Origin of the sequence: Kribbella sp. NPDC003557, from assembly GCF_040610805.1 — a bacterium.
GTDB lineage: Bacteria > Actinomycetota > Actinomycetes > Propionibacteriales > Kribbellaceae > Kribbella.
Genome location: NZ_JBEXMY010000002.1, coordinates 93,026 through 117,748 on the forward strand (window position 1 = coordinate 93,026; position 24,723 = coordinate 117,748).

General features: G+C 70.6%; 10 protein-coding genes and 1 pseudogene. 3 read left to right on the top strand and 8 right to left on the bottom strand.

The window, feature by feature from the left end:
* Positions 1–71 precede the first annotated feature (71 nt).
* From ABZW60_RS06425 to ABZW60_RS06435, 3 genes and pseudogenes are all read right to left on the bottom strand, one after another.
* Positions 72–12,998 (bottom strand): annotated as a pseudogene (locus tag ABZW60_RS06425) (glycosyltransferase); the annotation flags it as partial.
* A 260-nt stretch (positions 12,999–13,258) separates the two neighbouring features.
* Positions 13,259–13,636: a hypothetical protein gene (locus tag ABZW60_RS06430; protein WP_355474668.1), complete on the bottom strand. Its 378-nt coding sequence runs from the start codon at positions 13,634–13,636 to the stop codon at positions 13,259–13,261.
* Positions 13,629–13,958, bottom strand: a complete 330-nt coding sequence (locus ABZW60_RS06435) for a YbaB/EbfC family nucleoid-associated protein (RefSeq protein WP_355474669.1) — start codon at positions 13,956–13,958, stop codon at positions 13,629–13,631. The genes ABZW60_RS06430 and ABZW60_RS06435 overlap by 8 nt, the downstream gene beginning before the upstream one ends.
* A gap of 112 nt (positions 13,959–14,070) precedes the next feature.
* Between ABZW60_RS06435 and mycP the strand changes: the two genes are divergently transcribed.
* Positions 14,071–15,264: a type VII secretion-associated serine protease mycosin gene (gene mycP / locus ABZW60_RS06440; protein ID WP_355474670.1), complete on the top strand. Its 1,194-nt coding sequence runs from the start codon at positions 14,071–14,073 to the stop codon at positions 15,262–15,264.
* Between the two features lie 56 nt (positions 15,265–15,320).
* Here mycP and ABZW60_RS06445 read toward each other — a convergent pair whose 3' ends face one another.
* The 5 genes from ABZW60_RS06445 to eccCa all read right to left on the bottom strand — a co-directional run bounded on the left by ABZW60_RS06445 (position 15,321) and on the right by eccCa (position 21,814).
* Positions 15,321–15,611 (bottom strand): hypothetical protein, encoded by a 291-nt coding sequence (locus ABZW60_RS06445; RefSeq protein ID WP_355474671.1) that lies wholly within the window; start codon positions 15,609–15,611, stop codon positions 15,321–15,323.
* A 19-nt stretch (positions 15,612–15,630) separates the two neighbouring features.
* Entirely contained in the window at positions 15,631–15,960 is a 330-nt protein-coding gene (locus ABZW60_RS06450) for a hypothetical protein (protein WP_355474673.1), read from the bottom strand.
* A 117-nt stretch (positions 15,961–16,077) separates the two neighbouring features.
* On the bottom strand, positions 16,078–17,547 hold the full coding sequence (locus ABZW60_RS06455; RefSeq protein ID WP_355474675.1) for a hypothetical protein: 1,470 nt from the start codon (positions 17,545–17,547) through the stop codon (positions 16,078–16,080).
* 14 nt (positions 17,548–17,561) lie between these two features.
* Positions 17,562–17,933: a hypothetical protein gene (locus tag ABZW60_RS06460; protein ID WP_355474677.1), complete on the bottom strand. Its 372-nt coding sequence runs from the start codon at positions 17,931–17,933 to the stop codon at positions 17,562–17,564.
* Positions 17,930–21,814, bottom strand: coding sequence for a type VII secretion protein EccCa (gene eccCa, locus ABZW60_RS06465; protein WP_355474679.1), 3,885 nt, complete (start codon positions 21,812–21,814; stop codon positions 17,930–17,932). The genes ABZW60_RS06460 and eccCa overlap by 4 nt, the downstream gene beginning before the upstream one ends.
* A 115-nt stretch (positions 21,815–21,929) precedes the next feature.
* On the opposite strand from eccCa, the gene eccD reads away from it, so the two are divergent.
* Positions 21,930–23,258, top strand: coding sequence for a type VII secretion integral membrane protein EccD (gene eccD, locus ABZW60_RS06470; protein WP_355474681.1), 1,329 nt, complete (start codon positions 21,930–21,932; stop codon positions 23,256–23,258).
* A gap of 3 nt (positions 23,259–23,261) precedes the next feature.
* Positions 23,262–24,677, top strand: coding sequence for a type VII secretion protein EccB (eccB, locus tag ABZW60_RS06475; RefSeq protein WP_355474683.1), 1,416 nt, complete (start codon positions 23,262–23,264; stop codon positions 24,675–24,677).
* Positions 24,678–24,723 lie beyond the last annotated feature (46 nt).

Sequence of the window (24,723 nt, forward strand, 5' to 3'; positions counted from 1 at the left end):
TAGACGTCGACGGTCTGCTGCGCGATGACGTCCCAGTGGTACATCGGGGACAGTGCCTTCTCCCGGGCGGCCTCGGCCCGACGGGCAGCGCCGGCCGGGTCGTCGAGTACGCCGAGGATCGCGCCGGCCAGCTCTTCGACGTCACCGGCCGGATATGCCAGACCGTTGCTCTGGTCAACGAATCCGATCTGGTCGGAGGCGACCAGCGGTAGCCCCGCGGTGGCCAGTTCGTTGGCGACGACGCCGAACGGCTCGTAGCGGCTGGGGATCACGCCGACATCGGCACTGGCCACCAGTTCCGGCAGGCCCTCGGCGTGGCCGATCCGGCCGAGGAAGACGACATCCCCGGCGGCAAGGCGCCCGTCGGTCACCATTGCGGACACCAGTTGCTTCAGCTCGGCCGCGTACTCGCCCGTGTCATCGCCGACCACGCGCAGCTTCGCCTCGGGGTAACGCCGTTGGACGGCCGGCAACGCGGCGATCAGGTCCTGGACGCCTTTCTCGTTCGCCAACCGGCCCTGGTAGTAGATGACCGTGTCCTGCGGCCCCGCCTGCAGCCGGGCGCGCGCCGCATCACGATCCACTGTGGAGCGATCGATCTTCCACCGGCTCGGGTCGGTGCCGTTGGGGATGATCGTGACGCGGTCCGGCGACAGCTGGAAGGCCGTGACCGCTTCCTCCTTCATCTTGGGCGAGTTGACGATGACGTGGTCGGCACGACGTACCGTGCGCCACTCCAGCGCGTGGATCTTCCGGCTGGTCTCGGTGTCCAGGCGGCCACCCCGCCGGCCGATCTCGGTCGCGTGCACGGTCAGCACCACCGGCACGCCGTACGCGTCGGCGAGGTCGAACGCGGACCGGGTCATCCAGCCGTCGTGGGCGTGCAGTACGTCGGGCAGCTGGTCGGGGTGCGCGGCCAGGTACTCCTGCCAGGCGGCCAGTGTCCGGTCGCTCATCGCATCGGACCAGCCGACCTCGTCGGCCTTGAGGTGGTCCTCGGTCCGATAGCCCTCGGGCGGCGGGATCAGCATCACCTGCAGACCGCGGCCCTGGCTGACCAGCTCGGTCAACCCGGCCGCACCGAAGCCGAACAGCTGCCTGGTGACGTTGAGCGCAGAGTGCCCGAGGCCGACCTGCGCGGGAAGCAGCGCCTTGACCACCGATCCCAGACCACCGACCTGCGCGCCGAGGCCTTGTAGTGCCGATTCCCAGGAGTTGTGCGCGATTCTCAATGGTCGCGCCACGGCGGGTGTCAACGACACCGCGGCCACGTCCTGCCCGTCGACGCGCGCCACGACCCGATCGATCACAGGGATCAGCTCAGGCTCCAGAAGGGCCAGGCGCTCGGTTTCCGGCAACAGACCGAGGCTGGTGACGGTGTCGAGCAGGGCGAGATCGGCACGTACGCCGGCCTTCGGGTCGGACTCCGGCACCTGGTCGGCCACCCAGCCCAGCATCGCCAGCTGCGTCTCCTGTCCGCGTTCGTGCGCGCCGTCGGCCGGGGTCCCGGCCAGCAGCTCACCGATCTCACGCAATTCGTGCGCAACCGCCGGGAGCACCTCGACGGCGTCGATCAGCAACCGGGACACGGTCACGGTGACCGTGTCCCCGTCGGCCTCCCACTTCGCGGGCGCATGGTCCTCCACGTCACCCACCACGAACATCAGCTGCTGCGAGCGCTGCCCGCGCTCCACCCGGGGCCGCATCGGATCGGACGGATCGAGGTCGATGGCGTCGAGCTTCGTCAGCAGCTCCAGCAGTCCCCTCGACCTCCCGTCGGCGAGCACGCCGGCCGTCATCCGGGCGACCTCGGCCGTGTTGTCCTCGGTCCGGCCTTCGGTGGTGAACAGCCGTCCCAAGGCCGCCGCGTTGCCGCGCTCGTGGTCCAGCACCGCCCGCAGCGCGCGCTGCTTGGTCTTGCCCTCGGCGATCGCGCCCTCGGCCATCCGGTGGTAGCCCTGCAGTGCCTGCTTGCCCGCGCGGAACCAGTTCAGCGGGTAGTGGCCGGCGGTGCCGGTGATGCTGGTCAGTACGGCGTTCACCGAGCCGGTCGTGACCTCGTCCTTCGCGTGCTCCCCGGCCCCCGTGGCGGCGGCGACGGTCGATCCCAGCGCGCTGACCGCCGCGAACTCGCCGATCCCCGGGAGCAACGCGGTCAGCGGGAAGATCTTCCGCCAGAACGGCGGCATGATCGGAGCCTGCGGTTCGGCGACGACGAGGTCGGCGACGACCTCACCCGGCACAGCAGGCCGGGTCGCGCCGGAATCCGTCAGCGCTGACCAGACCAGGTCGTGGACCCCGCCGAGCAGCCGGTCGTCGCCCTGGCGGCTGCGGACCAGCGACGCGTGCGCGAGCTGGGCGGACGTCAGGTCGGTGTAGTGCGTGTCCAGGTCGCCGTACCCGCTCTCGACCATGGCGTTGATCCACGTGTTGACGATCGTGTTGCCTGCCTGGACGGCCGCCACCACAGGGCTGACGAACAGGCCGATCGCGGTCCCGACCGCGCCCGGCGCGAGGATCGTCGGGTACCTGACGTCCAGCACCTGACCGATGTCCAGGCCCCGGTTCGGGCGCCGGTCGAACACCGGGCGGCCGAGCTGGTCGTCACTGATCCGGCACGCCAGCAGGGTGGTCGCCGCGGCCGGCGGCGTGTGCCCGGCGTCCCGGATCAGCGCGCTGATGCCGAGCTGCAGGTTGTGGGCGCGGACGGCCTCCTCCTGCCGGCGGGCGTGGATCCGGCGTACGTCGTCGAACTGGCCCTGGCGCAGACGATTCGCGACGTCGTGGCGGGTCCGGCGTCGCTCGCCGAAGGACGCCCCGACGTACCCGAGCCCAGCGGTGACCCCGAACACCGCGGCCAGGGCCCACTGCCCCGCGCCGGCTCCGACCAGCGCTATGGGTTCGATCGTCGACATCACGCCGTACGGCAGGTTGGACCACAGGTGGTAGCGCTGCGATCGCTGCAACACCCAGGGTTCGCTGTCGTACGCCGACCAGCGGCGCGCTGCCGCGGCCGGTCGCGCGGGTTCTGCCGTCGGGACCCTGACCACGTTCTCGAGCAGCGGCCGGATCACGTCCCGGACGTCGTCGCGCAGCGAGACAGCCTGGACCGCCTCCCGCCCGGCGCGCAGGGCGGCGTCGCGGCCCCGGACAGCCTGCTCGAGCGTCTCGCCGGCCAGCTGGCCGCGGTACATCAGGTAGCCCTGCCCGCAGCCCTCCGCCAGGCCGTAGCCGATCGCGAAGGTTGCCCCGAGCCACGACGAGTTGTGGAACACGGCCAGGCCGAGCGCGGCGTTCCCGACGCCGATGAGCAGCTTGTCCAGCGCCATCCCGCCCAGGAAGACAGCGCGTCGCGGCACCCGGGACGGCTCGGGTTCACCGCGGTCGAGGCGGTCCTCGAGCTGCTCGGCCATCGCCTGGGCGGAGCGTGCCCTGCCCCGACGGGCCAGGGCTCGCCGTAGGGACACGGGAATGAGGTCGTTGAGCTCTGTCAAGGCCTGCTCGTCCAGGCCGAGCTCGGCCAGATGCTCGGTCAGGTCCTTGACCAGCATCCGGAACGTACGCCAGCCGGCTGCGGAAACCAGCTGCTGCTCGAAGCGCGCGAGCACCGCCGCGATTCCGGGCGGCAGTGCGGTGGTGCTGTCCAGGTGCTGCGCGACAACGGCGTACAGACCTTCGATAGCGAGTCGCTCGCCGCGCAACTGGTCGACACCCGGTGGCGTGCGGACGTGGTACGTCGACGGTTCGGCACCGCGCACGACCTGGCCGTGCCGAGCGGCGAGGCCGGCGGCCTGCTCGACGACGACGGTGACGATCTCCGGCGAGCCGTCGGCCCGCGGGACTGTGATCGCCACGGTGTTCTCGCCGGTTGGCGCGAAGGACAGCCGCCGACCGCGGGGTCCTTCCTCGAAACGGTTGAGCCAGGACGCCAGCCGGACCAGGTCGCTGCCGTCGAACACCGGGATGGCCGCACGGCTCGGCTCGACCCCGGCCTCTCCGAGTGGGCGGGTCTCGATCAGCCGTCGGACGCTGGTCACCCGGCGCGCGCCGTTGTGCCTCAGCACATAGTCCGCGAGCTCGCGGTCCGCGTGCCGCAGCGCGGCGAGTTTGCGCTGATAGTCAGGGCTGTTGGGCAGCAATCCCTTCTGGTACAGGAATTCCCGCAACGCCCGGGCTTCCCGCCAGCTCGGGTCGGCATGGTGCAGGCTGAAGCTGCGCAGCCATCCGATCGCGGCCTGATCGTTGAGACCGAACTCGTTGCCGGCCTGGCCGCCCAGCGCCTGCCAGGTCAGCAGATCCGGAGCTTTGGAGTCGCCTGACCGGTGGCCCGCGATCGCCCTGGCCACCCGTCCGGCGAGCTCGTGAATACTCGGATCAGCTTCGCGTTCCGCCTCGAAGGGCACCACGACATCTGCGACCGGTTCGGCAGAGAGCTGGGCTTGCCCGTCCAGACGAACCGCGAGAGTGAAGGTTTCGTGTCCCTGAGCCTGGACCGTGACCACACCGGCCTGCGCGGTCGGCACCAGCGTGGCGCCCACGGCTTGCTGGAACCGCGGTCGGCGCAACGTCTCGCTGAGCCATCCGGCGTCGACGGTCACGGGAAGGCCCGCGACCAGACCCGGCCTGGCGCCGTACTCGAAGGCGAGCTCGACCACGCTGCCGTAGCCGGAGCGGTCGAGCAACCGGAACCGGTCGAAATGGTTCACGGCGCCGATGTCGAGCCCGGCCGCGGACACCGCCTCGCGCAGCCTCGCCCGGCGCCGACGGTTCAGTCGGCGACTGTCGTACCGGCCCAGGTCGCTCGACGGCCCGGCGTTCAGCCGTCGGTGCCGGATCTGGAGTTTCGTCGCGGTCAGTACGTCAGCCGGCGTCAACCGGTCCGGTACGTCGTATCCGCGGCGCAGAGCCGGGCTTCCCCCGAGCTGCGCGGCTGCCTGGTCTGCGGCGGCAGCCAGCTCGTGCAGAGCGGCCGCCCCTGGCGCCGGGACCAGGGCTTGGGCCGTCCGCAGACGGTCGGCGGCGAGGGCCAGGTTCGCCGGCTGGTACGGATCGTCCAGTCCCGCGCGGACATCGGCCAGGGCTTCGCGCACCGTTGACCAGTCGACCAGCGAGACATCGGCCGGTGGCAGGGCGAAGTGGTCCGCCGCTGCCAGCAGACGGGCTCGGATCGGCTCGACGATCTCAAGCTGCGCCGCGAGAGCAGCAAGGTGCCCGGCGGCGGCCGCTTCGACCCAGTCGGCGTCCAGCTCGCTGTCGATCCGCTGCCCGAACGTCAGATCGGCCAGCTCACGATCGATGCCTTTAGCAACAGTAACGACGAAGCCGGCCGCGGCGCGGTCGCCGACGCGCTCGACCGTCACCTCGCCGTGCGCAACAGGCCCCCGCCGTACGCCGGCCAGGAAGTTCAGGCCGCTCCGGGTGGTGACCCGCAGCCAGCCGGGACCGACCGGCTCGATCGCGGCCACGTTCTCGATCGCGCCGGGCAGCGCCGGGGCGTCGCGCCAGAACCGCACCAGGCTGTCGTCCGCGGGCGCACGCATGGCGGAACCGCGCTCGATCCGCGCCAGGACGGCCGCGTGCTGGTCGGCCGGTAGGTGCAGCAGTTCGTCCGGTGAGACGGGCGTCTCGGCGCCGTACTCGTTGTGGGCACCGATGGGCCTGCCGGCGAACGGCACCGGCGTACCGTCGGGATCCAGGACGAGGGCCTCGACGCTGACGACATCCGACCGGGCCTCGCGGAGGACGACGCTGCGATCGACGTCCTGCTGGTTGTCGTCGACGTACCGCTGCTTGGCGCCGTCGTTGTGCAGGACGAGCCGGCGGCTGGATCCGTCCTCGCGCGTCAGCACGACGAATGCCTGACGACCGGCCGTGACGGTGGTCTCGAGCTGATGCATTGCCGCGAGCACCGCGTCGTGGGCGAGCTGTCGGCCAGCCTCCTCGCGGCGGAGCACGAACGCGTCGGCGGCGGCGTCGAGTGCTTGCTCCACTGCGGGATCCGGCAAGGCATCCTGCTCCAGAGCCACGTTCCACGCCTCGATGGCCTGATCGAGCCGCTCCTGGGCGGCCGCCAACTGCCGTTGCGCCCGAGCACCCTCCAGCGTCGGATGCGCGGCCTGCATGTCCACGATCAGCTGCAGCGCACCGCCGCTGCGGCTTACTGCCTGGGTGAAGCCATCGGGTTGCGCACTGCCGAGGCTTGCCCTGTCCTGGTGGTAGTTGCCCGGATGAATCGCCCGGTGCTTGCGCAGGCCTTCGACCGCGGTCCTCAGCACTTCGTAGAGCGGGGCAAGGTCATGGTCCCGGCGGGTCCTGGCGGCCTTCAGGACCTCGGGACTGACCAGACCGAGCCGGACACAGATCCGGCCGAAGCTGCCGGTGACGACGCCGTCGAGCCAGCTCCGCAGCGCGGAGGGTACATCACCGAACTCGTTGACCACCTCTGCGTACGCCCTGGCGAACACGTCTTCGTTGACCAGCCGGCGCGATGCCCCGGCGTACAGCTGGGTGATCTCCTGCCGCCACTGCCGGACGAGCGGCGTGTCCGGGATCCGGTCGATGTCGTGGTGCAGCTCGACCTGTTCCGCCGGACCGGCCGCGGCGAACACGAGATGGCCGACCTCGTGCAGCACGGTGTCGACGATCGCCGCGCGCGTCAGGTTGGCGTCGAGGTTGACCACCACCTCGGCGCGCCCGTCCGGCGCCGGCAGGAAGTGGCCTCTGCGGACCTCGCCGATCCGCTCGACCTGGCGATACCGCTGGTAGAACGCGTCCTGGGTCGTGGGCGTGACCAGCTCGATCCGTTCCCGGACGCCCTTCGGCAACTTCAGTCGCTCGAACGCCTCCCGCGCGATCGCCTCCCGCTCGGACAGGGACAGGACGTCGTCGCCGGTCACGGCCGCGGCCAGCAGCGACCGTTCACCCTGCCGCCATTTCGCGTTGGTGACGGCCGCGTCGAGCAGTCCTTTGCGTACGGCGCGGGCGACGAACGATCCCATCCCGTGACTGTCGAGGGCATCACGACGAGCTGCCGGGTCCGTCGGCAGCTTCGCGACGAACTCGCAGTCGATCGGCCGGAGGTTCCCGTCGCCGTCGACGAAAGTCTGCAGGTCGGTCCGGATGTAGTAACCCGCGTCCTGCAGCCGCTGGAGGTACTGGTCGAGCTGACGCACGGTATCGAAGGTGACGGCCGCACGCCACGGCACGGTCTCCGCCGCCGGTGCGGGGGCGACAGCAATCGTGTCGATGAAGCCGCCGGGCACCAGCGCCATCGCGACACCCGCATAGTCCTGCCCGTCGATCGTGGCCCGGACCAGCCCGTACGGCGTCGGCCCGTAGCCGGTCAAGGCGGCGCCGTACAGGCCCTCGTTCTCCGCGATCGCCTGCCCCCGGGAACGCTCGCCGTCGGGCCACAGCTTGACGACCCACTCGCTGCCGTCGGGCCGCCCGATCAGATAGACCCCCGAGTGAGACGCGAGCCGCGCGACGGACCCGAACTCCCCCGCACTACTCATCCGCTGCATCGACGCCGGCAACTCACCGAGGTCGGTGGCGTCGGCCCAGCTCGCCGGCACCGCCGCTACGCCCTGCGGCACCTGCGGCGCCCCAGGAACGTCGACACCGAACGCGACCCCCTTGCCGAACACGTCCGCATACTCGAGCCCTGTCCAGCTTCCGACCTCCGCTTTCAGCCCTTCAGGACTGAGCGCCCGGAACCCGGGGCTGTCGAAGACAGACCTGAGCCCGTCCAGCAAGACAGCGTCGTTCCCGGTGACCGCGTCGACGATGCCAACGAGCCGCCGCTGATCCTCAACCCTCAGCTGCCGGTACGACGACAGCTGCGCGAAGATCTCCGCGACACCGCCGTCACGTTGCCCGGGTACGCGCTGGGTGGATTCGCCGCTGCTCGCCGCTCGCTTCACGTTCTCGATCGCGGCCGCAAGGAGCTCGTCGCCGAGCGGGCCGCTGCCCGGCTGCGTCTCGGCGAACTCGACGGGACGGAAGTTGCCCTGATCGTCGACGAAGCCTCGGACGTCGCCGACCTGATGGTTGCTGAGGGCATGCAGTCGGCGAACGTAGTCGTGGAGCTGCAGGACGGTGTCGAGCGTCACCGCACGGCGCCGGCGGGTGGCCTCTGCCTGTGCGTCCGGGTCACCGCTCGGTGCGGTGATCGGGCCGCCGTCGACGGGCTCGGTCGCGAGGCCGACGTACCTGATGCCGTCGATCTCCGTCGTGACGAGGCCTCTGGGCGTCGGGCCGTAGCCGGTGCGCGCCGCGGCGTACACGCGTTCGAGTTCCGCCACGGCCCGGTCTCGAGCCTCAGGAGTGTCGGCGTACAGCCGCACGTGCTGGTCGGCGGTTCGGTGGAGGCCGGCACCGGTCGGCCGGGTGGGCAGCTCATCCGGTGTCAGGTGCGTGGCCGCGGTCCAGTCGTACGACGGGGGTTCGAGGGTCTCGTTGCGGGGCGGGGCGCCACGAACCGCGGCGGGTGGGCTGAACGTCCCTTCGGCGCCGAGACCGTCGGCGGCCCAGGCGATCCAGGCGTCGATGACTTCGAGCGGATTCGAGCCCGCGCGGCTGAACACGGCGAGGCTCACCCCCTCGGGGGCGGCCGGCAGCGGCGAGGGCAAGGGGCGGGTCCGGCCGACGTCGTACGCCCAGAACCGGCCGTCCGGGTCGATACCGAACTGGAGGTCGGTGATGACCAGGTTGTTCTCGACGAAGAACGCGCGGATCGCGAGCAGACTGTCGAGGGTCGCCTGCGTCGGGCGGAGCACTTGCGGCCCGTCGAAGTCCGGGATGCTCGCCCAGACGTCGCGGCTGATGGTCGGGAACCGGTCGGCGACGAAGGCGTCGCGCTCGAACACGGTGGTGTAGCGGAGCGGGGCGACGACCTCGGCCGCGCCGGGTCTGGTGAGCAGGTCGAGGGTCCGGTTGAGCTGTTTGAAGAACGAGACCTCGATCGTCGGAAGCGCGATCAGCACGACCTTGTCGTAGAACGCGAAGGCTGCCTTCGAGCCACCGACGCCGAGCAGGCGGCCGAGGTGCGGCTCGAGGTCGTCGATCGGTATGCCGTCGGGGTTGTCCGGCGTACGCAGGATCAGAGTGTCGTCGGGGCCGAACTCGACGGTTCCGTCCTGGTGCGGCATCGCGTTCGGCCGCAGCGTCTGCCAGCTGTCCGGCGTACGGACGACGATGTCGACGCCCATGATGTCGGTGAGCCGCTGAGCCAGTTGCCGGGCTTGCGGCGCGTTGGTGTCGAGGACGATCGATACGTTGCGGTAGAGGTCGGCCATCACTGCGAGGTGGTGGGGGGTGAGCCGCGCGCCCTCGATCGTGAAGTGGCTTTCGTCCGCGTCCGTGACCAGGAACCGCCTGACCTTGCTGCCTTCCGGGACAGCCGCGGCGAGGGCTCGCTCATCAGGCGTGCCGTCCAGCAGATCGTCGTACGCCGTCTCGACCAGTCCGCTGGTGAACGCGGGCAGCCCGCCACCGTCGTACCGATTCTGTTGAGCCGGTCGCATCCGCGAGATGTTGGGCCCGGAACGCGCGATGCGGGACCGGGGAGCGGCGTTGAACTCGTGCACCGGCCGACCGCTACGGACAGCTCGGACCAGTGTGCGGAGGATCTTGTAGAGCGGTTCGAGATCGTGGTCGCGGCGGGCACGGTCGAGCGTTTCGTTGCTGATGACACCGATTCGGAGGAAGGCGTCGCCGATGCGCGTCGCCAGCAGACTGTTCCAGGCCTGCCGGAGACGAGCGGGTACGCCGTTCTCCGCGAGAGCTGCGAGAAACTCCTCGTCGCGGGCCTCCACCGGCTGGTCGGGGTACAGCTCGTCGATCTCGGCCGAGAGCTCGGGGTCGAGGCCGCGCAGCTCGTGGACCGCGGCGAGCACCTCGCTGCGCGTCTCGGGGCTGAACAGCCGCCAGCCGAAGTGCCCGACCACCTCGTGCCAGACGGACGCCGCCACGTCGTCCGGCGACAAGTGATCGTAGGCGGACAGGTAGACGACGCCAGTACCGTCCTCCATCCGGAAGTACGCCGGCCGCGGGCCGTCGGCGGCCTCGATGCCGTACTCCCGCACCAGCGCGTCATTGTCAGCACCGACGACAACCTCGACCGCCAGCCCATCCGGCAACCGCATCCGCCGCCGCACGTCCCCCACAGCCCGCCGAACCTCACCGACCCTCATCCCATCCCAGGGCTTCGCCTCACCCACGGCAGCGACCGCATCGGACGTACTCGAAGCCGCACGCGCCTCAGTCCGCCCTGCAGGCTCCGCCGCCCGCCGGCGCCGCGCCTGACCGTCGTCCGACGCCTTCGGACGCCGGGTGATCCGGGAGGGTGCCTTCCTTGCAGACGGCGGTGCGGGCGTGGGGGTGGAAGGGGTTGGCTGTTGGGAGTGGGCCCAGGTGAGCCAGGCGTTCAGGGTGGTGAGGGCGGGGTCTTGTGGGCCGGTGATCTGGCGGGTGCCGGAGATGTCGTAGGCGAGGAAGCGTCCGTCGGGGGTGATCGCGAACTGGAGGTCGCCAGGGAGGACATGGTTCTCGATGGCGAAGGCGTGCAGGGCCTCGAGGCTCTCGAGGGTTGCTTGGGTGGGAAGACCGGGATGGGTGATGTGGGAGTCGGGGTCGGGGGCCTCTTCGTCGAGGATCTCGTGGCTGGTGGTCGCAAAGCGGTCGACGACGATCGCGTCGCGGCCGAAGAGGCTGGTGAACTGGTGGATCGGGGCTATGACGTGTTCGCCGCCGGGCAGGCTGCGGAGCTGGTTGGTCTGCTCGACCTCCGCGGCGAGGGACACACCCGGGTGGGCGACCAGGACGACCTTGTCGTAGAAGGCGAACGCGGTCTTCGAACGGCCGGCGCCCAGGCGAGCGCCAAGGTGCTCCTCGGTGATCTCCACCTCGATGCCGTACGCCGAGGCCGCGCGAGGCTTGCGGACCAACTTGCCGTCCTCGTGGACGACGACACCGTCGGAGGTTCGGTCGGCGTCGTCGGCCGAGGTAAGCACCTGCGTGTCGCTCGGCGAACGCAAGACGACGTCCTGCCCGGTGATATCGGCGAGCTTCTGCGCCAGGGTGACGGCGGCAGCGGTCAGGTCGTCGGTCACGACCTGGGGGTTGCCGAAGCGCGCGAGCGAGGCGAGCTCGTGGGCCGACACGCGCCGGTCGCCGTACAGAAAGTGATTGTCATCGGCCACGGATACACGGGCCGCTCCACCAGGCAGCTGAGGATGCGCACCACCCCGACGAACCCCGGCAAGCACGTCCTTCGAACGAGCCGGCCGCGGCCGCCCACTGCCATCAACCACCGGCGCCCCGCGCCGCACAACACGCCTTCCGGCGGCTGACCCGACCGACGCGCCTCCAACAACCGACGCGGCAACAACCGCACCCTGGCCGATCGCCTCGCCTTGCCGGCCGCCACGAGCCTCCACAGCCCGAGCCTCCGCCACCTGCTCTTCCGCACCACGAGCCACCACCTGCGCTTCCGCGGCGTCAGCCTGCGCCGCCCGACCGTTCGCGGGTAGAGCTTCCGTAGCATGAGCCTGCGTCGCGTGGCCTTCTCCAGCCTGACCGTCCGTGGTACCAGCCTGAGGCGCCTGAGCTTCAGCAGCAGGAGCCTGTGCGGTGTTGCCTGCCTCGGCCTGGGCCTGGGCCTGGGCAGCCTGGTCTGCCTCGGTGCCAGCCTGCGTCAGCTGGCCTTCCGCGGCATCCGCCTGCGGAGTAAGACCGTCGGCGGTGTCGGCTCGTGCAGCGGACTGTGCCTGCGGCGCGCCGGCCTCGGGGGTTTTCAGGTGTTCGTCTGTGGGGTGGTCGGGGACGTTGTCGTTGGGTGGGGTGGATGAGGTTCGGCGGGCGGCTGGCTCTTGGTCGGCGCGGGATTGCTGGGTTGGGGTGGATGTGCCGGCCTGGGTCGGGCGGGTGGTTGTAGTGGTGGGTGTTGCGGTTGTCTGCGTGGCGACTCCGCCGGCCGGCGCCAGCATGTCGTGCGCCGAGTTCTGCGCCGCGTTCTGACCAGCGTTCTGACCAGCGTTCTGACCAGCGTTCTGACCAGCGTTCTGATTGGTGTTCTGGGTCGCGGTCTGACCGGTGTTCTGGGTCGCGGTCTGGCTGGCTGCTGTCCCGGCGTCCTGGGGTGCGGATTGGAGTTGGCCGCCGCCGTCGGGGCCGCCGCCGGGGGGATGTCCGCCGGGGACCGCGGAGATGATCTTGTTGCCGATGTACTCGCCGGCCTTCTCGCCGATCGACTCCAGTGGGCCGTGCACGTCGCTCGGTGTGGAGTTGCGGACGGCGCCGTGAGCACCGGCCAGCCAAGCCTCCTGCAGCGTCGGGTTATGCCAGCCTTCGCCGAACGCCAGCGCGGTCAGCGAACTGGACAGCGGCGAAGTGATCGAGTTGTTGACGAACGTACGCCCGATCTTCCCGAGCCCCGGCACCTTCGCCAGCCCGGTGCCGAGCCCGTGGGACAGCGGTACGCCGACCACGGCCCCGACCGTGGTCATCGCCGTGCCCCGCCAGTCCCAGTCGTGCGTGGTGACGAAGTTGCCCTCGGCATCTCTCACCGGGCGGCCGTTGCCGTCGACGACCAGCCGCCGGTCGTGGCCGGTCACTTCGCCCCACCAGCCGGCAAGCGTGTGCGGGATGACCTCGTCGGCGACCTCGGCGCCGACCAGCCCGAGCGCCTTCGGCACCATCTGCCGGCTGAACACGAACTTGCTGGTCTGCTGGGCCGCGTTCGCCACCATCTCGCCGACCATCCGGGCCTGCAGCTTCTTGGCCTCCCGGTTCACCAGCTTCTTCAGCAACTGGAGGAGCAGCCGTTTGACGCCTTCCTGCCCGAGCTTGCGGATCAGCGTCCCCATGATCGGGCCGAGACCGGCCAGGATCGTGATCCAGCTGACGATGCCGATGATCAGCAGCTCGCGTTTGGTCCGCAGGATCGTGTCGCCCATCGTCCGCAGGAACTCCGCGACGTGCTTGACGTCGTCCGCCATCGCCGCCGGCCCGGCGGCCTGCGGATCGGCCGCGTACCTGCGCAGGTACTCGCTCAGCACTCCCCCGGCCTCGCCGAGGTACGCCGCACCGAACCCGTTGCCGGCCGCCTGGATCGCGGCCGCGAGCTCACCGGCGAGGTAGGCGGCGCACGCGTCGTACTCGTCGGCCAGTGCGTAGAGCTTGTCCTCGTCGGCCTGCGGCTCGTACCCGCCTTCCAGGATCGCCTTCAGCCACCCCGGCAGATGGAAGCCCACGGCAACTAGTCCTGACCCTGCGGAGCCGGCTCCCAGTGGTCCGCGACGCGCGCCAGCCCGAGATCGGTGGCTCGGACCTGCTGGGACGCGTCCGCGTCGGTCGCCTCGGTCCGGTCCGCGCAGCCGCTCATCTGGTAGCCGCGACCGAGCAACTCGGCCTCGATCGACTTCGCCCCCTCGGGGAACTGGGCGGCGCCGCTGTTGACCCACCCGTCCGTGATCTGCTTGCCGTAGTCGTCGTGACCGGCGGCGCTCTCGATCGCCTCTCTGGTCAGTCCGAGCATCAGACCGGTCAGCTTCGCGCGGGCGTCGCCTCCGGCCTGACGGCAGGCCTCCGCGGCACTGTCCACGCCGTTCAGGTCGACCTGGATGCGGTCAGTCATCGAGGTCCTCCTGGAAGGACTCGTACGCCGCCTGCATCTTGGCGGCGGCCGCGGCGTGCGCCTGACCGAGGGTCGCGAGGATCGTCGCGGCCAGCGCCTGCGGATTCTCGGTACGGTAGATGCCGGGGTCGAACTCCATCTCCCGTACGTCGCCACGCCCGGTCACCGTGACCTTGACCATCCGGTCGGGCGAGACGGCGGTCACGGTCACCTCGTCGAACGCACGGTCGAGCGCGACCGCTGCCGCGGTCAGCCGCTCCAGTCCGTCGTCCAGGCCGAGTGCGGCCAACTCCTGGCCTGAGTAGAGCTTCGACATGTCCATGATCGGCACCTCCGAGTCACCAGGGTCGGTGGTCGGCGGCAACGCGGTCAGGCGTTGGCCACAAGGGGTCAGAACCCGTGTCACGATCGGGCCGCGACGTACGGTCCGGAGCGTGAAGACTGTCAGAGCAGCAGCGGCAACGGCCGTGCTGGGAGCACTCACCGCCACCGCGACGCCGGTCTGGGCGGCACCGCCCGCCGGACAGTGTCAGTCGGCCGAGGCCGGCGGGCCGACGGTAAGCAAGATGCCCTGGGCAACCACCTGGCTGGCGCCGGAACGCGTCTGGCCGACGAGCACCGGCCGTGGCGTGACAGTCGCGGTCATCGACTCCGGCGTGGACGCGGATCACCCGCAGCTTGCCGAGCCCGGCGCGGTGCTGCCGGGCAAGGACGTCCTGACGCCGGGTGACAAGCGCGCGAACTTCGACTGCGTCTCACACGGTACGGCGGTGGCCAGCATCATCGCGGCGCGGCCGGTGACCGGGATCGGCTTCCGCGGCGTCGCCCCGGGCGCGCGGATCCTCCCGATCCGGGTGAGCGAACGGGACGCGAGCGAGCAGCAGGGCGCGGCCGTCGACGCGACCGTGTTCGCCGGCGCGATCCGGTACGCGGTCGACGCCGGCGCGACCGTCGTGAACATCTCGCTGTCGCTGTACGCCGACCAGAAGCCGGTCCGCGACGCCGTGCGGTACGCCCAGCGCCATGACGCGCTCGTCGTCGCCGCGGCCGGCAACAACCACCGTCAGCAGGGGCCGGATCCCGTCACCTATCCGGCGGCGTACCCGGGTGTCCTCGGTGTCGGCGCGACGACGATCGACGGATCCCGGCTCCCCGGCTCGCAGGTGGGGTCGTACGTCGACGTCTCCGCGCCGGGCGGCGGCGTACTGGCCGCGACCCGTGTCAGCGGTCACCGCTACTACGACGGCACAAGCTTCGCGACCGGCTTCGTGAGCGGTACGGCGGCCCTGGTCCGGGCGGCCGATCCGAAGCTCACCGCAGCGCAGGTCGCCGCCCGGCTGATCGCCACCGCGACGCCGGCTCCGGGTCCCGCGGATCAGTACGGCGCCGGCGTCGTGAACCCGTACCGAGCCGTGCAGGACGTCCTGGACGGCGCGCGGCCGGCGGTACTGCCACCCGTGAAGCCCACGAAGGCGGATCCGGTCGCGGAACGACGTGCGGCCGCATGGGACGCCGCCGGCCGGACGGGCCGCCGGATCGTCGTGCTGGCCGGGATTCTCGCCTCGTTGCTGGTGGCGGCCGCGGTCGTCGTACCTCTCGGTCGCCGCCGCGGCTGGCGCGCCCGCTGAAACAAAGACGCGGAGCCCGGCCCCCGAAGGTCAGGGGCCGGGCTCCGGTCGTTCGGTCAGACGTCCAGCGCGTTCGCGGCCGAGCGGTCCGCCCGCGCCATCCGGATCCAGGCGTCCTCGAGCGCGCTGCCCCGACGGCCGAGGATCAGGTTGATGTCCTCGTTGGCCTGGAGCCACAACTGCTGCACCTGCTGCAGCTGCGGCGAGCCCGCCTCGCTGCGCCAGGCCGCCAGCAGCGCCTGCATGGCGGTCTGGAACTGCGTCTGCAGCTCGGTGACCTGGCGGTTCGCGGTGGCCATGTCGACGGAGCCCTGCACCATCGCGGAGCCCGGGTAGTTGATCATCATGACGGCGTCCTCCTGGAGCCTAGAGCTTGGTGACGTCGAGGACGGAGCCGCCGGTTCCGCCCAGCTGGTTGAACGCGGCCTGGCTGCCGGTGTCCTCGGCCTCGTAGCCGGTCTTCGAGGTGTTGATGCCGTCCGACATCTGGTGCAGCTTCGCGCAGAGTTTGCCCACCGCGTCGAGGTGGCTGTTGTGCCCCTGCCAGAAGACGTTCTTGATCTGTCCGTCCATCGGTGTGAGGCCGCCCATCGCGTTGTCGAGCGCAGTCATCACCGCCTTCAGGTTGTCGCCGATCGTGGCGGCCTCATGGGCCGTCCGTTGCATTCGCTGGAGTTCGGTCTCCACACCGGCCATGGTGTTTCCTCCTCGCTGGTTGCCGGCGCGTGATCACCGGTCGATGTCACGCTAGGTCCCGGTCCCGCGTCCCCCGGACGCGTTCCGGATGCGGCCACGGAATGGCCCGTTGTGCCGTCAGAGCTTCCACAGCTCCTCGTCCAGCACGTCTTCGGTGGCGGCCCGACGCGACAGTGCGGACCTCCTGCGCTTGAGCGGCGGAGGCGCTCCGGACGCTGTCCGTCGTTCGTTGTTCGTCCGGCCCTGCAGGTCGGACTGCACGCCCTGGCGGCTCAGCCGCTCGGACGCGGTGGGCTCGGTCGGTACGGCGAAGCCCGGCTTGGACGCTGCCGCACCCGGCCGGATCTCACCGCGGGCGGTGGGGGCGCTGGCCCCTGCACCGTTCATCGGCGGGTACATCGACGGCGTGCCGGACTGCGTGCCGGTCGCGGCGGTGGTCGCCGTACGGCCGCTCAGGGTCGGCTCGGCGCCGGTGCTACCGGCCGTAGTTGCTGAGCGCAACGATGCTGTCCCGCGCTCCGTCGTACCGCCGGGCAGGCCCGTGTGGCCGCCACCGCCGCCGGTGATGGGCAGGCCGATCGAGCCGAGACCGCCGCCGCCGAGACTGCTGTGCGGGGTCGACGGCGCGTAATGGGTCGGGTTCAGAACGGGCTCCGCGCCGGTACTGCCCGCCAGTGCGGGCTCGTCCACCGGCAGCCCGTGCGAGCCCGAACTGCTGTCGTCCGGAATGGTTGTCGACGGCGTGTCCGCGCCGAGCAGGTCCTTCCCGTGCTGCGCCAGCGTCAGCCACTTGTCGAGGTTCTCCGGCACCTTTCCGGTCAGATCGATGCCCTTGCCGATGACATCGATCAGCTTGCCGGCTTCCTCCACCGGATCCTTCTCCTCCGGCGTCTTCGGCGACGACGGCTGCTCCGGCGTACCAGGGCTCGCATCTCCGGGCGCGGCTCCGCCACCCCCGGCGTCCGCACCTGGCCCCCCGGCGTCCGCACCTGGCCCCCCGGCGCCGGGCGCCTGTGCCCCGTCACCGGTGCCGGGCGCCTCGGGACTGACCGGACCGCCCGGAGCCGCGCGCGGGCCGACCCAGCGACCGGGACGTTCCGGGTCCTTGTCGGTCAGTGATTCCTTCATCAGCTGTGCGACCAGTTGCATCCGGCCGCGGGCAAGGTCGTTGAGACGGTCGATCTCCGTGCTGGCGGTGTTCCGTGCACCGACGTCGTCCGCGGCGGCGTCGCGGATCCTGATCTGCTCGGCCCGTGCGTCGGCGAAGCCTCGCATCGCCGGCTGCGCCGCGGCGAGCACACTGGCCACGGCCTGCAGCCGCAGCATCACGATGACGCCGAATTGGTTCCACCGTTTCAGTACGTCGAGATCACGGGTGATGCGCTGGTCGAACGCCGCCTCGGCCTTCGAGTCGTTGCTCTGCTGCCAGACCGTGATCTCGCCGCTCGCCGACGAGATGCCGGCCTCGACGTTGTTGGCCAGGACCGCCGTCTTGCCCCACGCCTTCGCCGCCGCGGCCCACGCGTCGGGACGCTCGGTGGCGATCAGGTCGGACAGCTCCTGGGCGTTCATCTTGCCGTACTCCATGGCGGTCGCCTCCGCTACTTCGGCGCGGGTTCGGGGAGCTGCGGGAACAACGGCGAGACCTCCTGCGCGAGGTAGGACTCGACGTGGCGGAAGGTCTCGTTGACGGCCCTCTCACGGGCGGCGTTGTCGCCGTCCACACCTGTGTAGGTGGCGATGACGTGGTCCGCGAACTGGCGCAGCGCCTCGATGCCCAGCGGTACGTCGGTGCCGAACGACTCGAGGTCGTGCAGCAGCGCGAGATGGATCCGCTGGATGTTCTGGCTCTCCTCCATCCGGCCGGCCAGGTTCGAGCCGTCCTTGATCAGCCCGGCCACCTCGGTGAAGTCCGCCGGCGGGAGCTTGTCCCGGAAGTTGTGGACTTCGTCCGTGTCGAACAGCAGGCTCATGCGCTCTCCTCCGTTGCCGGGCAGTTCACGAGTTGGATCAGGTCGGGGTTGCCGCGGCGGTCGACGAGCAGGCCGCGGCCGGGCGGCAGCGACTGCGGTTTCGTCGTGCCGAGCAGCGGGCCCTCGGACTTGTCGCCGCTCATCACCAGGCCCGGCGTACCGAGGTCGCGGAGTCGCGCGATCAGCGGTTCGAAGATGGCGCGGCCGGCACCGCCGGATCGGCGGGCGACGATCAGGTGCAGGCCGATGTCGCGGCCCTGGGCGAGGTAGTCGACGAGACCGGACAGCGGGTTCGAGGTGTTACCGGCGACCAGGTCGTAGTCGTCCACCACAACGTGGATCCGCGGTCCGGTCCACTCGCCGGACAACCTGCGATCGAGGACCGGGACCAGGTCCGCGACCATCGCCTCGACGCCGCGCGGATCCGTGAAGGTGCCCATGACGTGCTCGGCGTCGACGGCCAGTGAGCGCCGGTAGCCGACCAGGATGATGCGTGCCTCGGTCGGTTCGTAGCGGTCGACGAGCGAGCGCGCGATCCAGCGCAGGAACCCGGTCTTCCCTGTCTCGGTGTCGCCGAACACGAGGAAGTGCGGGTCGGCGTCCAGGTCGAGGTGTATCGGGCCGAGGTCGCGTTCTGCCAGACCGATCGGCAGTCCTTTGGCCGTCTGCGGCTGCCTTCGCAGTACTGCGGTCAGCTGGTCCGCCGGCAGTTGCAGTGGGAGGAGCCGGACGCGGGGGGCGCCGGAGACGGGCCAGGCCGCAGTTAGTTGGGGGCCTAGGTCGGGGTTGGGGGTGGCGACGACGAAGTGCTGGGCCTTGTCGGCGAGGCCGCGGCCGGGGCTGTCGGTCGGTACGCTCATCGCGGCCCGGCGGTCGACGATCGAGTCGGACGGATCGCCGAGGCGGAGTTCGACGCGGGTGCCGAACAGGTCGCGGATCGTGCCGCGCAGGTCGAACCAGCGCGAGCAGCTCGCGATTACGTGCACGCCGTACGCGAGACCGCGGCCGGCGATCTCCGCGATCGTGGCCTCCAGCTCCTCGAAGTCCGAGCGCAGGACGGGCCAGCCGTCCACCACCAGGAAGACGTCGCCCCACGGGTCGTCCGCGAACTCACCGGCCGCGCGCCGCTCCCGGTACGACGCCATGCTTTCCACACCGTGATCCGCGAAGTAGCGCTCCCGGGCCGCCAGCACCTGCTGGATCTCCGCGACCGTCCGGCGGACGGCGCCCGCGTCCAGACGGGCTGCCACGCCGCCGATGTGCGGGAAGTCGCGCAGCGCGGCGAGTGAGCCGCCGCCGAAGTCGAGGCAGTAGAACTGCACCTCGCGGGGCGTGTGGGTGAGCGCGAGCGCCGAGACCAGCGTGCGGATCGCCGTACTCTTGCCGCTCCGGGGGCCGCCGACCACCACCGCGTGCCCGGCGCCGGCTGAGAGGTCGACCACGAACGGGTCGCGGCGCTGCTCCAACGGCTTGTCGATCAGGCCGATCGGGACCCGCAGGGCTCCGCGGGCCCGTGCGGCGGCGACCGTGAGGCCGCGGTCCGGGTCGACGGTCAGGGCGGGCAGCAGGCTGGTGAGCGACGGCGGGTCGTCCAGCGGCGGCAGCCAGATCTGGTGGGCCGGTTTGCCCTTGTTCTGCAGGCGATCGACGAGGATGTCGAGCAGCTTGTCTCCGACACCGTCGTCTTCGGGCTCCTCGTCCGGGGCGACCGCTGCGGCCGGCATCGACACGTACGCACTGGTGTACTCGGACACGTCGTCCGCCACGTCGTTACCGGCGGCAGAGCTGACGGCTGCGCGGTGCACGCCCGACACGTAGGCGGAGCGGAACCGGACGAGTGTCTCGGTGCCGATCTGCAAGAACCCGTGGCCGGGTGCCCGCGGCAGCTCGTACGCGTCCGGGATGCCGAGCACCACCCGGCTGTCCATCGCGGAGAAGGTCCGCAGACCGATCCGGTACGACAGGTGCGCGTCCAGACCGCGCAGTCGGCCCTCCTCGAGTTTCTGGCTGGCCAGCAGCAGATGTACGCCGAGGGCGCGGCCGAGACGACCGATCTGGTTGAACATGTCGATGAAGTCGGGCTTCGCGGACAGGAGCTCGGAGAACTCGTCGCAGATCACCAGAAGCGTCGGTACTTCCGGCAGGTCGGCACCGGCGGCCCTGGCGAGCTCGTACTCGCGGACCGACTCGTAGTTGCCGGCCCGTCGCAGCAACTCCTGACGGCGGATGAGCTCGCCGCCGATCGCGTCGGACATCCTGTCGACGAGCGCGAGCTCCTCACTGAGGTTGGTGATCACCGCGCTGGTGTGCGGCAGCCGGTCCAGCTTGGTGAACGTCGCACCGCCCTTGAAGTCCACCAGGGCGAAGTTCAGGCTGTCGGAGGGGTGCGTCGCGGCGAGCGCGAGCACCAGTGTCCGGAGCAGCTCGCTCTTGCCGGACCCGGTCGCACCGATCAGCAGTCCGTGCGGTCCCATGCCGTCCTGGGCCGACTCCTTGAGGTCCAGCTCGACGGGTGTGCCGTCCGCGGTGACACCGAAGCGCACGCGCAGCCGGTCCCGGTTCGGTCTGGGGCCCCAGTGCCGGGCGGGGTCGAAACTGTACGGGTCGCCCAGGCCGAGCAGGTCAGTCAGGCCGAACGCGGACGCGAAGCTCTCGTCGCCGTCCGTTCCCGCCGACAACCGTAGCGGCGCCAGGAGCCGGGCCAGGGCTTCCGCATCCTGGGCCGTGAAGCCGTCCGCCGTACCGACCTCTGACTCGCCGTCAGCGGTGACGCTGGTCAACGCGCCGTCGTCCGCTACATCCAGCAGCACGCTGGAGCGGTCGAGCAGCCGGGGCGGCTGCGTGGTCAGGTCGATGACGCTGACTCCTTCCACGCCGCTGCCTGTCATCAGGTGGTCAGAGCCGGCAACGTCGCCGCCGTCGATCAGTACGACGACATGCGGCCCGTCGACACGGCCTGTCGCTCCCGGGTCGAAGCGCGGCCGCTGGGCCAGCAGGTCGTCCAGCACCGACTCCAGGTCCGGCACGCTCTTGCTGATCAGCCGGATCGGCCCTAGCGCGTCAGCCTTCTCGGGATGGTGCGCGTGCGGCAACCACTTCAGCCACTCCCAGTCTGCTCTGGTCTCCGGACCGACCACAGCCGTGATCAGCAGGTCGTCCGGTGAGTGAAAGGTCGCCAGCTGCGCCAGCAGCGCCCTGGCCAGGCCGCGCACGCGGTCCGGCTCGCCGTCGACGTACACGCGTGCGAAACCGCGCAACGCCATCGCGACCGGCAGCCCCGGCACCGACGAGTACGTCGTGATGAAGCGGCGCAAAGCCCCAGCCGACAGGGGCTCCAGCTCTTCCAGTGGGGCTGTGTCGGGCGGAGCGACCGGAGTGGCCAGCGGTTGCGCACCGGTGCCGACACGGACGATCGCGAAGTCGGCGTCGTTGCGGCGGCGCTCCCAGAGCCGGTAACTCTCCACGAGAGTCCACAGCTGGGTGGGATCGGGATGCAAGTACGACAGCGCCGTCCGTTGCTGGGAGACGGCCCGCCTGGCCCGGATGCGCTGCTGGGACAGGTGCCGCAGGTAGCCACGGCGTGCCCTGGCCATCTCGCGCCGCGGCGCACCCTGCCCCGCGAAGGCGACCGCCGCCATGCCCAGAGCCGACAACCCGAACAGGCCGCCGACGATGTAGCTCATCTTGCCGCCACCGCCGAGCGTGGAGTACATCAACGCCATCGCGGCACCGCCCGCGAGCATCGGCACCATCATCACGTACTGCGACAGCTGCCGACCGGCAGGCACCGGCAACGCCGGCGGCGGGTCCAGCGTGACGTCGCCGGTGGGCAGCGCCGGCCCGTCGCGCCGTGGCGGCCTGCTGACGATGACTGTCGACATGCTCCAGGACGTTAGGTGGCGCCGGCGCCGTGGAGCGGGGTGCGGCCACTAGCTGACTGGCCGCAAGCTGCAAGCCCGCGTCCCGTGCCGGTTGCCGCGTGTCACGGTGACGGACGTGAGCATTCGCGGACTGGTCAGGGTCACCATCGACGCACCCGAACGCCGCATCGACCTGGCGCTTCCCGAGCGGTCGACGGTGGCCGAGGTGCTGCCCGGCATCCTGCGGCACGCCGGTGACGACCTCGCCGATCTCGGCGCCCTGCAGGGCGGCTGGATCCTGCGCCGGCCCGACGGCGAGGCGCTGGAGACGCACCGGGATCTCGCCGGGCAGGAGGTCCGTGACGGCGAGGTCCTGCACCTCGCACCGGCACACCAGCACTGGCCGGAGCTGGAGTACGACGACCTGGTGGACGCGATCGCCACCGACGCACGGGCCGGCGGCCGGGCATGGAGCGCAGGTGCGACCCGCTGGTGCGGACTGATCGCCGGAGCGACCGCCTCGCTGACCGCGCTCGCCATCCAGTTGCGTGGCGGGCAGTCCTGGGACGACGTCGCGTCCTTCGCTCTCGTCGTCGCAGGAGTGTTGATGGCGGTCGGCGTCGTCCTGTCGCGAGCTGTTGGTGATGCGGCCGCCGCTGCGTTGACCGGCGCGATGTCGCTGGTGTTCGCGTTCACCGGTGGAGCATTGTTGCCTGGCGCAACGGTCCTTGGCGCTCCGCAGCTGACCGCGGGCGGCGCCGTACTGCTGCTGTTCGGCGTGATCGGGTATGTCGGGATCGCGCGGCACACGGCTGTCTTCGTCGCTTCGGTGACCGCCGGCGCGCTCGCGGTGGCAGCAGGATGGTTGGGCGGCGGGCTGGACGGCACACGATCCGCCGCAGTCGTCGGAGCTTTCGCGGTCGCGTTGATACCGGTCGCTTCTCCGCTCGCGATGCGGCTCGGCCGGCTACCCAAGCCCGTACTGCCCACCAGCACGGCGGATCTGCTCGCGGATGCTCCCCAGCCGCCACGACGGCTGGTGTATGCCGCCGTACTGCGGTCAGCCGCGATCTACACGGGCATCCTCGCCGGGCTGGGCGTCGGACTGGCCGGATGCCTGTCAGTACTGGCCCACTCGACGTCCACGCCGGCCCGCATCCTGGTGATGCTTGTCGTGGGGACCTGCTTGTTGCGGGCGCGGCTGCTGCCGGTGGTGGCGCATCGGCTCAGTCTCATCGGCGCCGGCCTCTTCGGCCTCGGCTGGCTGCTGGTGCTGACGCCGTACTCGTTGCTGCTCTTCGCAGCCGTCGCAGCGTTTCTCGGGCTCTGGTACGCGCGGCACAAACCAGGGGCTTACCTGGGCCGGTACGCCGAACTCGCAGAGCTGGTCCTGGTGCTGTTGATCGTGCCGGTGGTGCTGTGGGTGCTCGGCCTGTACGCGTACGTGCGCGGGCTGGGTGGGTGACCGATGGCGTCCAAGCGGGATCAGCTGCAGTCGCACCAGTTCGTCCAGCAGCGCATGACACATGCCTTGCTGTTGCGGGAGACCGATCCGGAGTTCCCGCCGTTCCGCCGCGGCATCGTCGCGATGCTGGTCGGTATCGGGCTCGCGGTCCTCGTACTGGCGGCGGTGGGCGTCTACGGCCAACTGGCGCCTGGCGGTAAGACCTCGTGGAAGAGCGGTGACCGGGTCATCGTCGAGAAGGAGACCGGGACTCGGTACGTGTACCGCGACGGCGTGCTCTACCCCGCAGCCAACTACGTGTCGGCGTTGCTGCTCGCCAACAAGTACAGCGCGCCACTCATGGTCTCCGCGAAGTCCCTGCTCGGCGTACCGCGCGGACAGCGAGTGGGTATCCCGGACGCGCCGGACTCCTTGCCGGCCAAGAGTCGGCTGCTCGAGAGTGGCTGGTCGTTGTGTGCCCGGCCGGAGGTCGACTCGTCGGGCAGTCCGATCGTGCGGTCGGTCCTGCTCGTGGGGACCGAGCAGTCTGGCGCAGCGGCAGAGTCATTGCTGGTTGTCGGGCCTGATGGCCGGAGGTACCTGATCTGGCGCGGCTACCGGCACCTGATCCAGCAGCAGGCAACAGTCGCTGCGGCGCTCGCACTGAACAACGAGGCGTGGCTACGGGTCCCGTCCGTGTGGCTGGACCTGGTTCCGTCCGGTCCGCCGCTGGGACCGATCTCTGTCCCGGGAGCGGGTACTCCGTCGTCGCTGCTCCGTCCAGGGCGGATCGGCACGCTGTACGTCGTACAGACCTCCACGGGGCAGGGACAGTACTACTTGTTGCAGCGGGACCGGCTGGTGGCGATCAGCTCACTGCAGTACGACGTGCAGCGCACTGCGCCGGGGACTCGCAAGGCGTACCCGGGGTCGGTGCCGGAGGCTGTCGCGCTCGACCCGGCCGTACTGGCTCAGGTCTCGGGTGGGATGGGTACGCCGACGACGGACTCGGCGCTGCCGGCGACACGGCCGACGTTCGCGCGCCCTGAGTCGTCCGGGGATTCGGTGTGTGCGGTCTTCGGAAGTGGTGAGTTCCGCCCGCGCTTCACGCTGGCCGGATCGTTGCCCGCCGCAGGAGACGCCGGGGTGACCACTGGGCGTGGGGCGGGTGGGCTGCCGCTGGCTGACGTGGTCGTCGTACCGCCCGGGCACGGGGCCGTCGTGGAGTCGATGGCGTCGCCCGGTCAGGCGGCCGGGTCCGGGGCGCTGTCGTTCGTGAGCGATCTCGGGCGGCGCTACCAGTTGGCGAGCCGCGACGTACTAGGTGTTCTCGGCTACGACGGGCCGCCTGTCGTACGGCTGCCCGCCGAGCTGGTCAGCAGGCTGCCTGCCGGTCACGCGCTGGATCCAGAGGCGGCGCAGTACCCGATCGGCCCGTAGCTGACGTCCGGTGACCTGATGCGGTCGGGCCGCCGGGATCCCTGAT

Coding starts and splice junctions, on each gene's coding strand:
- ABZW60_RS06430 (WP_355474668.1), bottom strand. CDS start 13,636: ATGACTGACCGCATCCAGGTCGACCTGAACGGCGTGGACAGTGCCGCG.
- eccCa (WP_355474679.1), bottom strand. CDS start 21,814: ATGTCGACAGTCATCGTCAGCAGGCCGCCACGGCGCGACGGGCCGGCG.
- ABZW60_RS06445 (WP_355474671.1), bottom strand. CDS start 15,611: ATGATGATCAACTACCCGGGCTCCGCGATGGTGCAGGGCTCCGTCGAC.
- ABZW60_RS06450 (WP_355474673.1), bottom strand. CDS start 15,960: ATGGCCGGTGTGGAGACCGAACTCCAGCGAATGCAACGGACGGCCCAT.
- eccB (WP_355474683.1), top strand. CDS start 23,262: ATGGCGTCCAAGCGGGATCAGCTGCAGTCGCACCAGTTCGTCCAGCAG.
- ABZW60_RS06435 (WP_355474669.1), bottom strand. CDS start 13,958: ATGGACATGTCGAAGCTCTACTCAGGCCAGGAGTTGGCCGCACTCGGC.
- ABZW60_RS06460 (WP_355474677.1), bottom strand. CDS start 17,933: ATGAGCCTGCTGTTCGACACGGACGAAGTCCACAACTTCCGGGACAAG.
- ABZW60_RS06455 (WP_355474675.1), bottom strand. CDS start 17,547: ATGGAGTACGGCAAGATGAACGCCCAGGAGCTGTCCGACCTGATCGCC.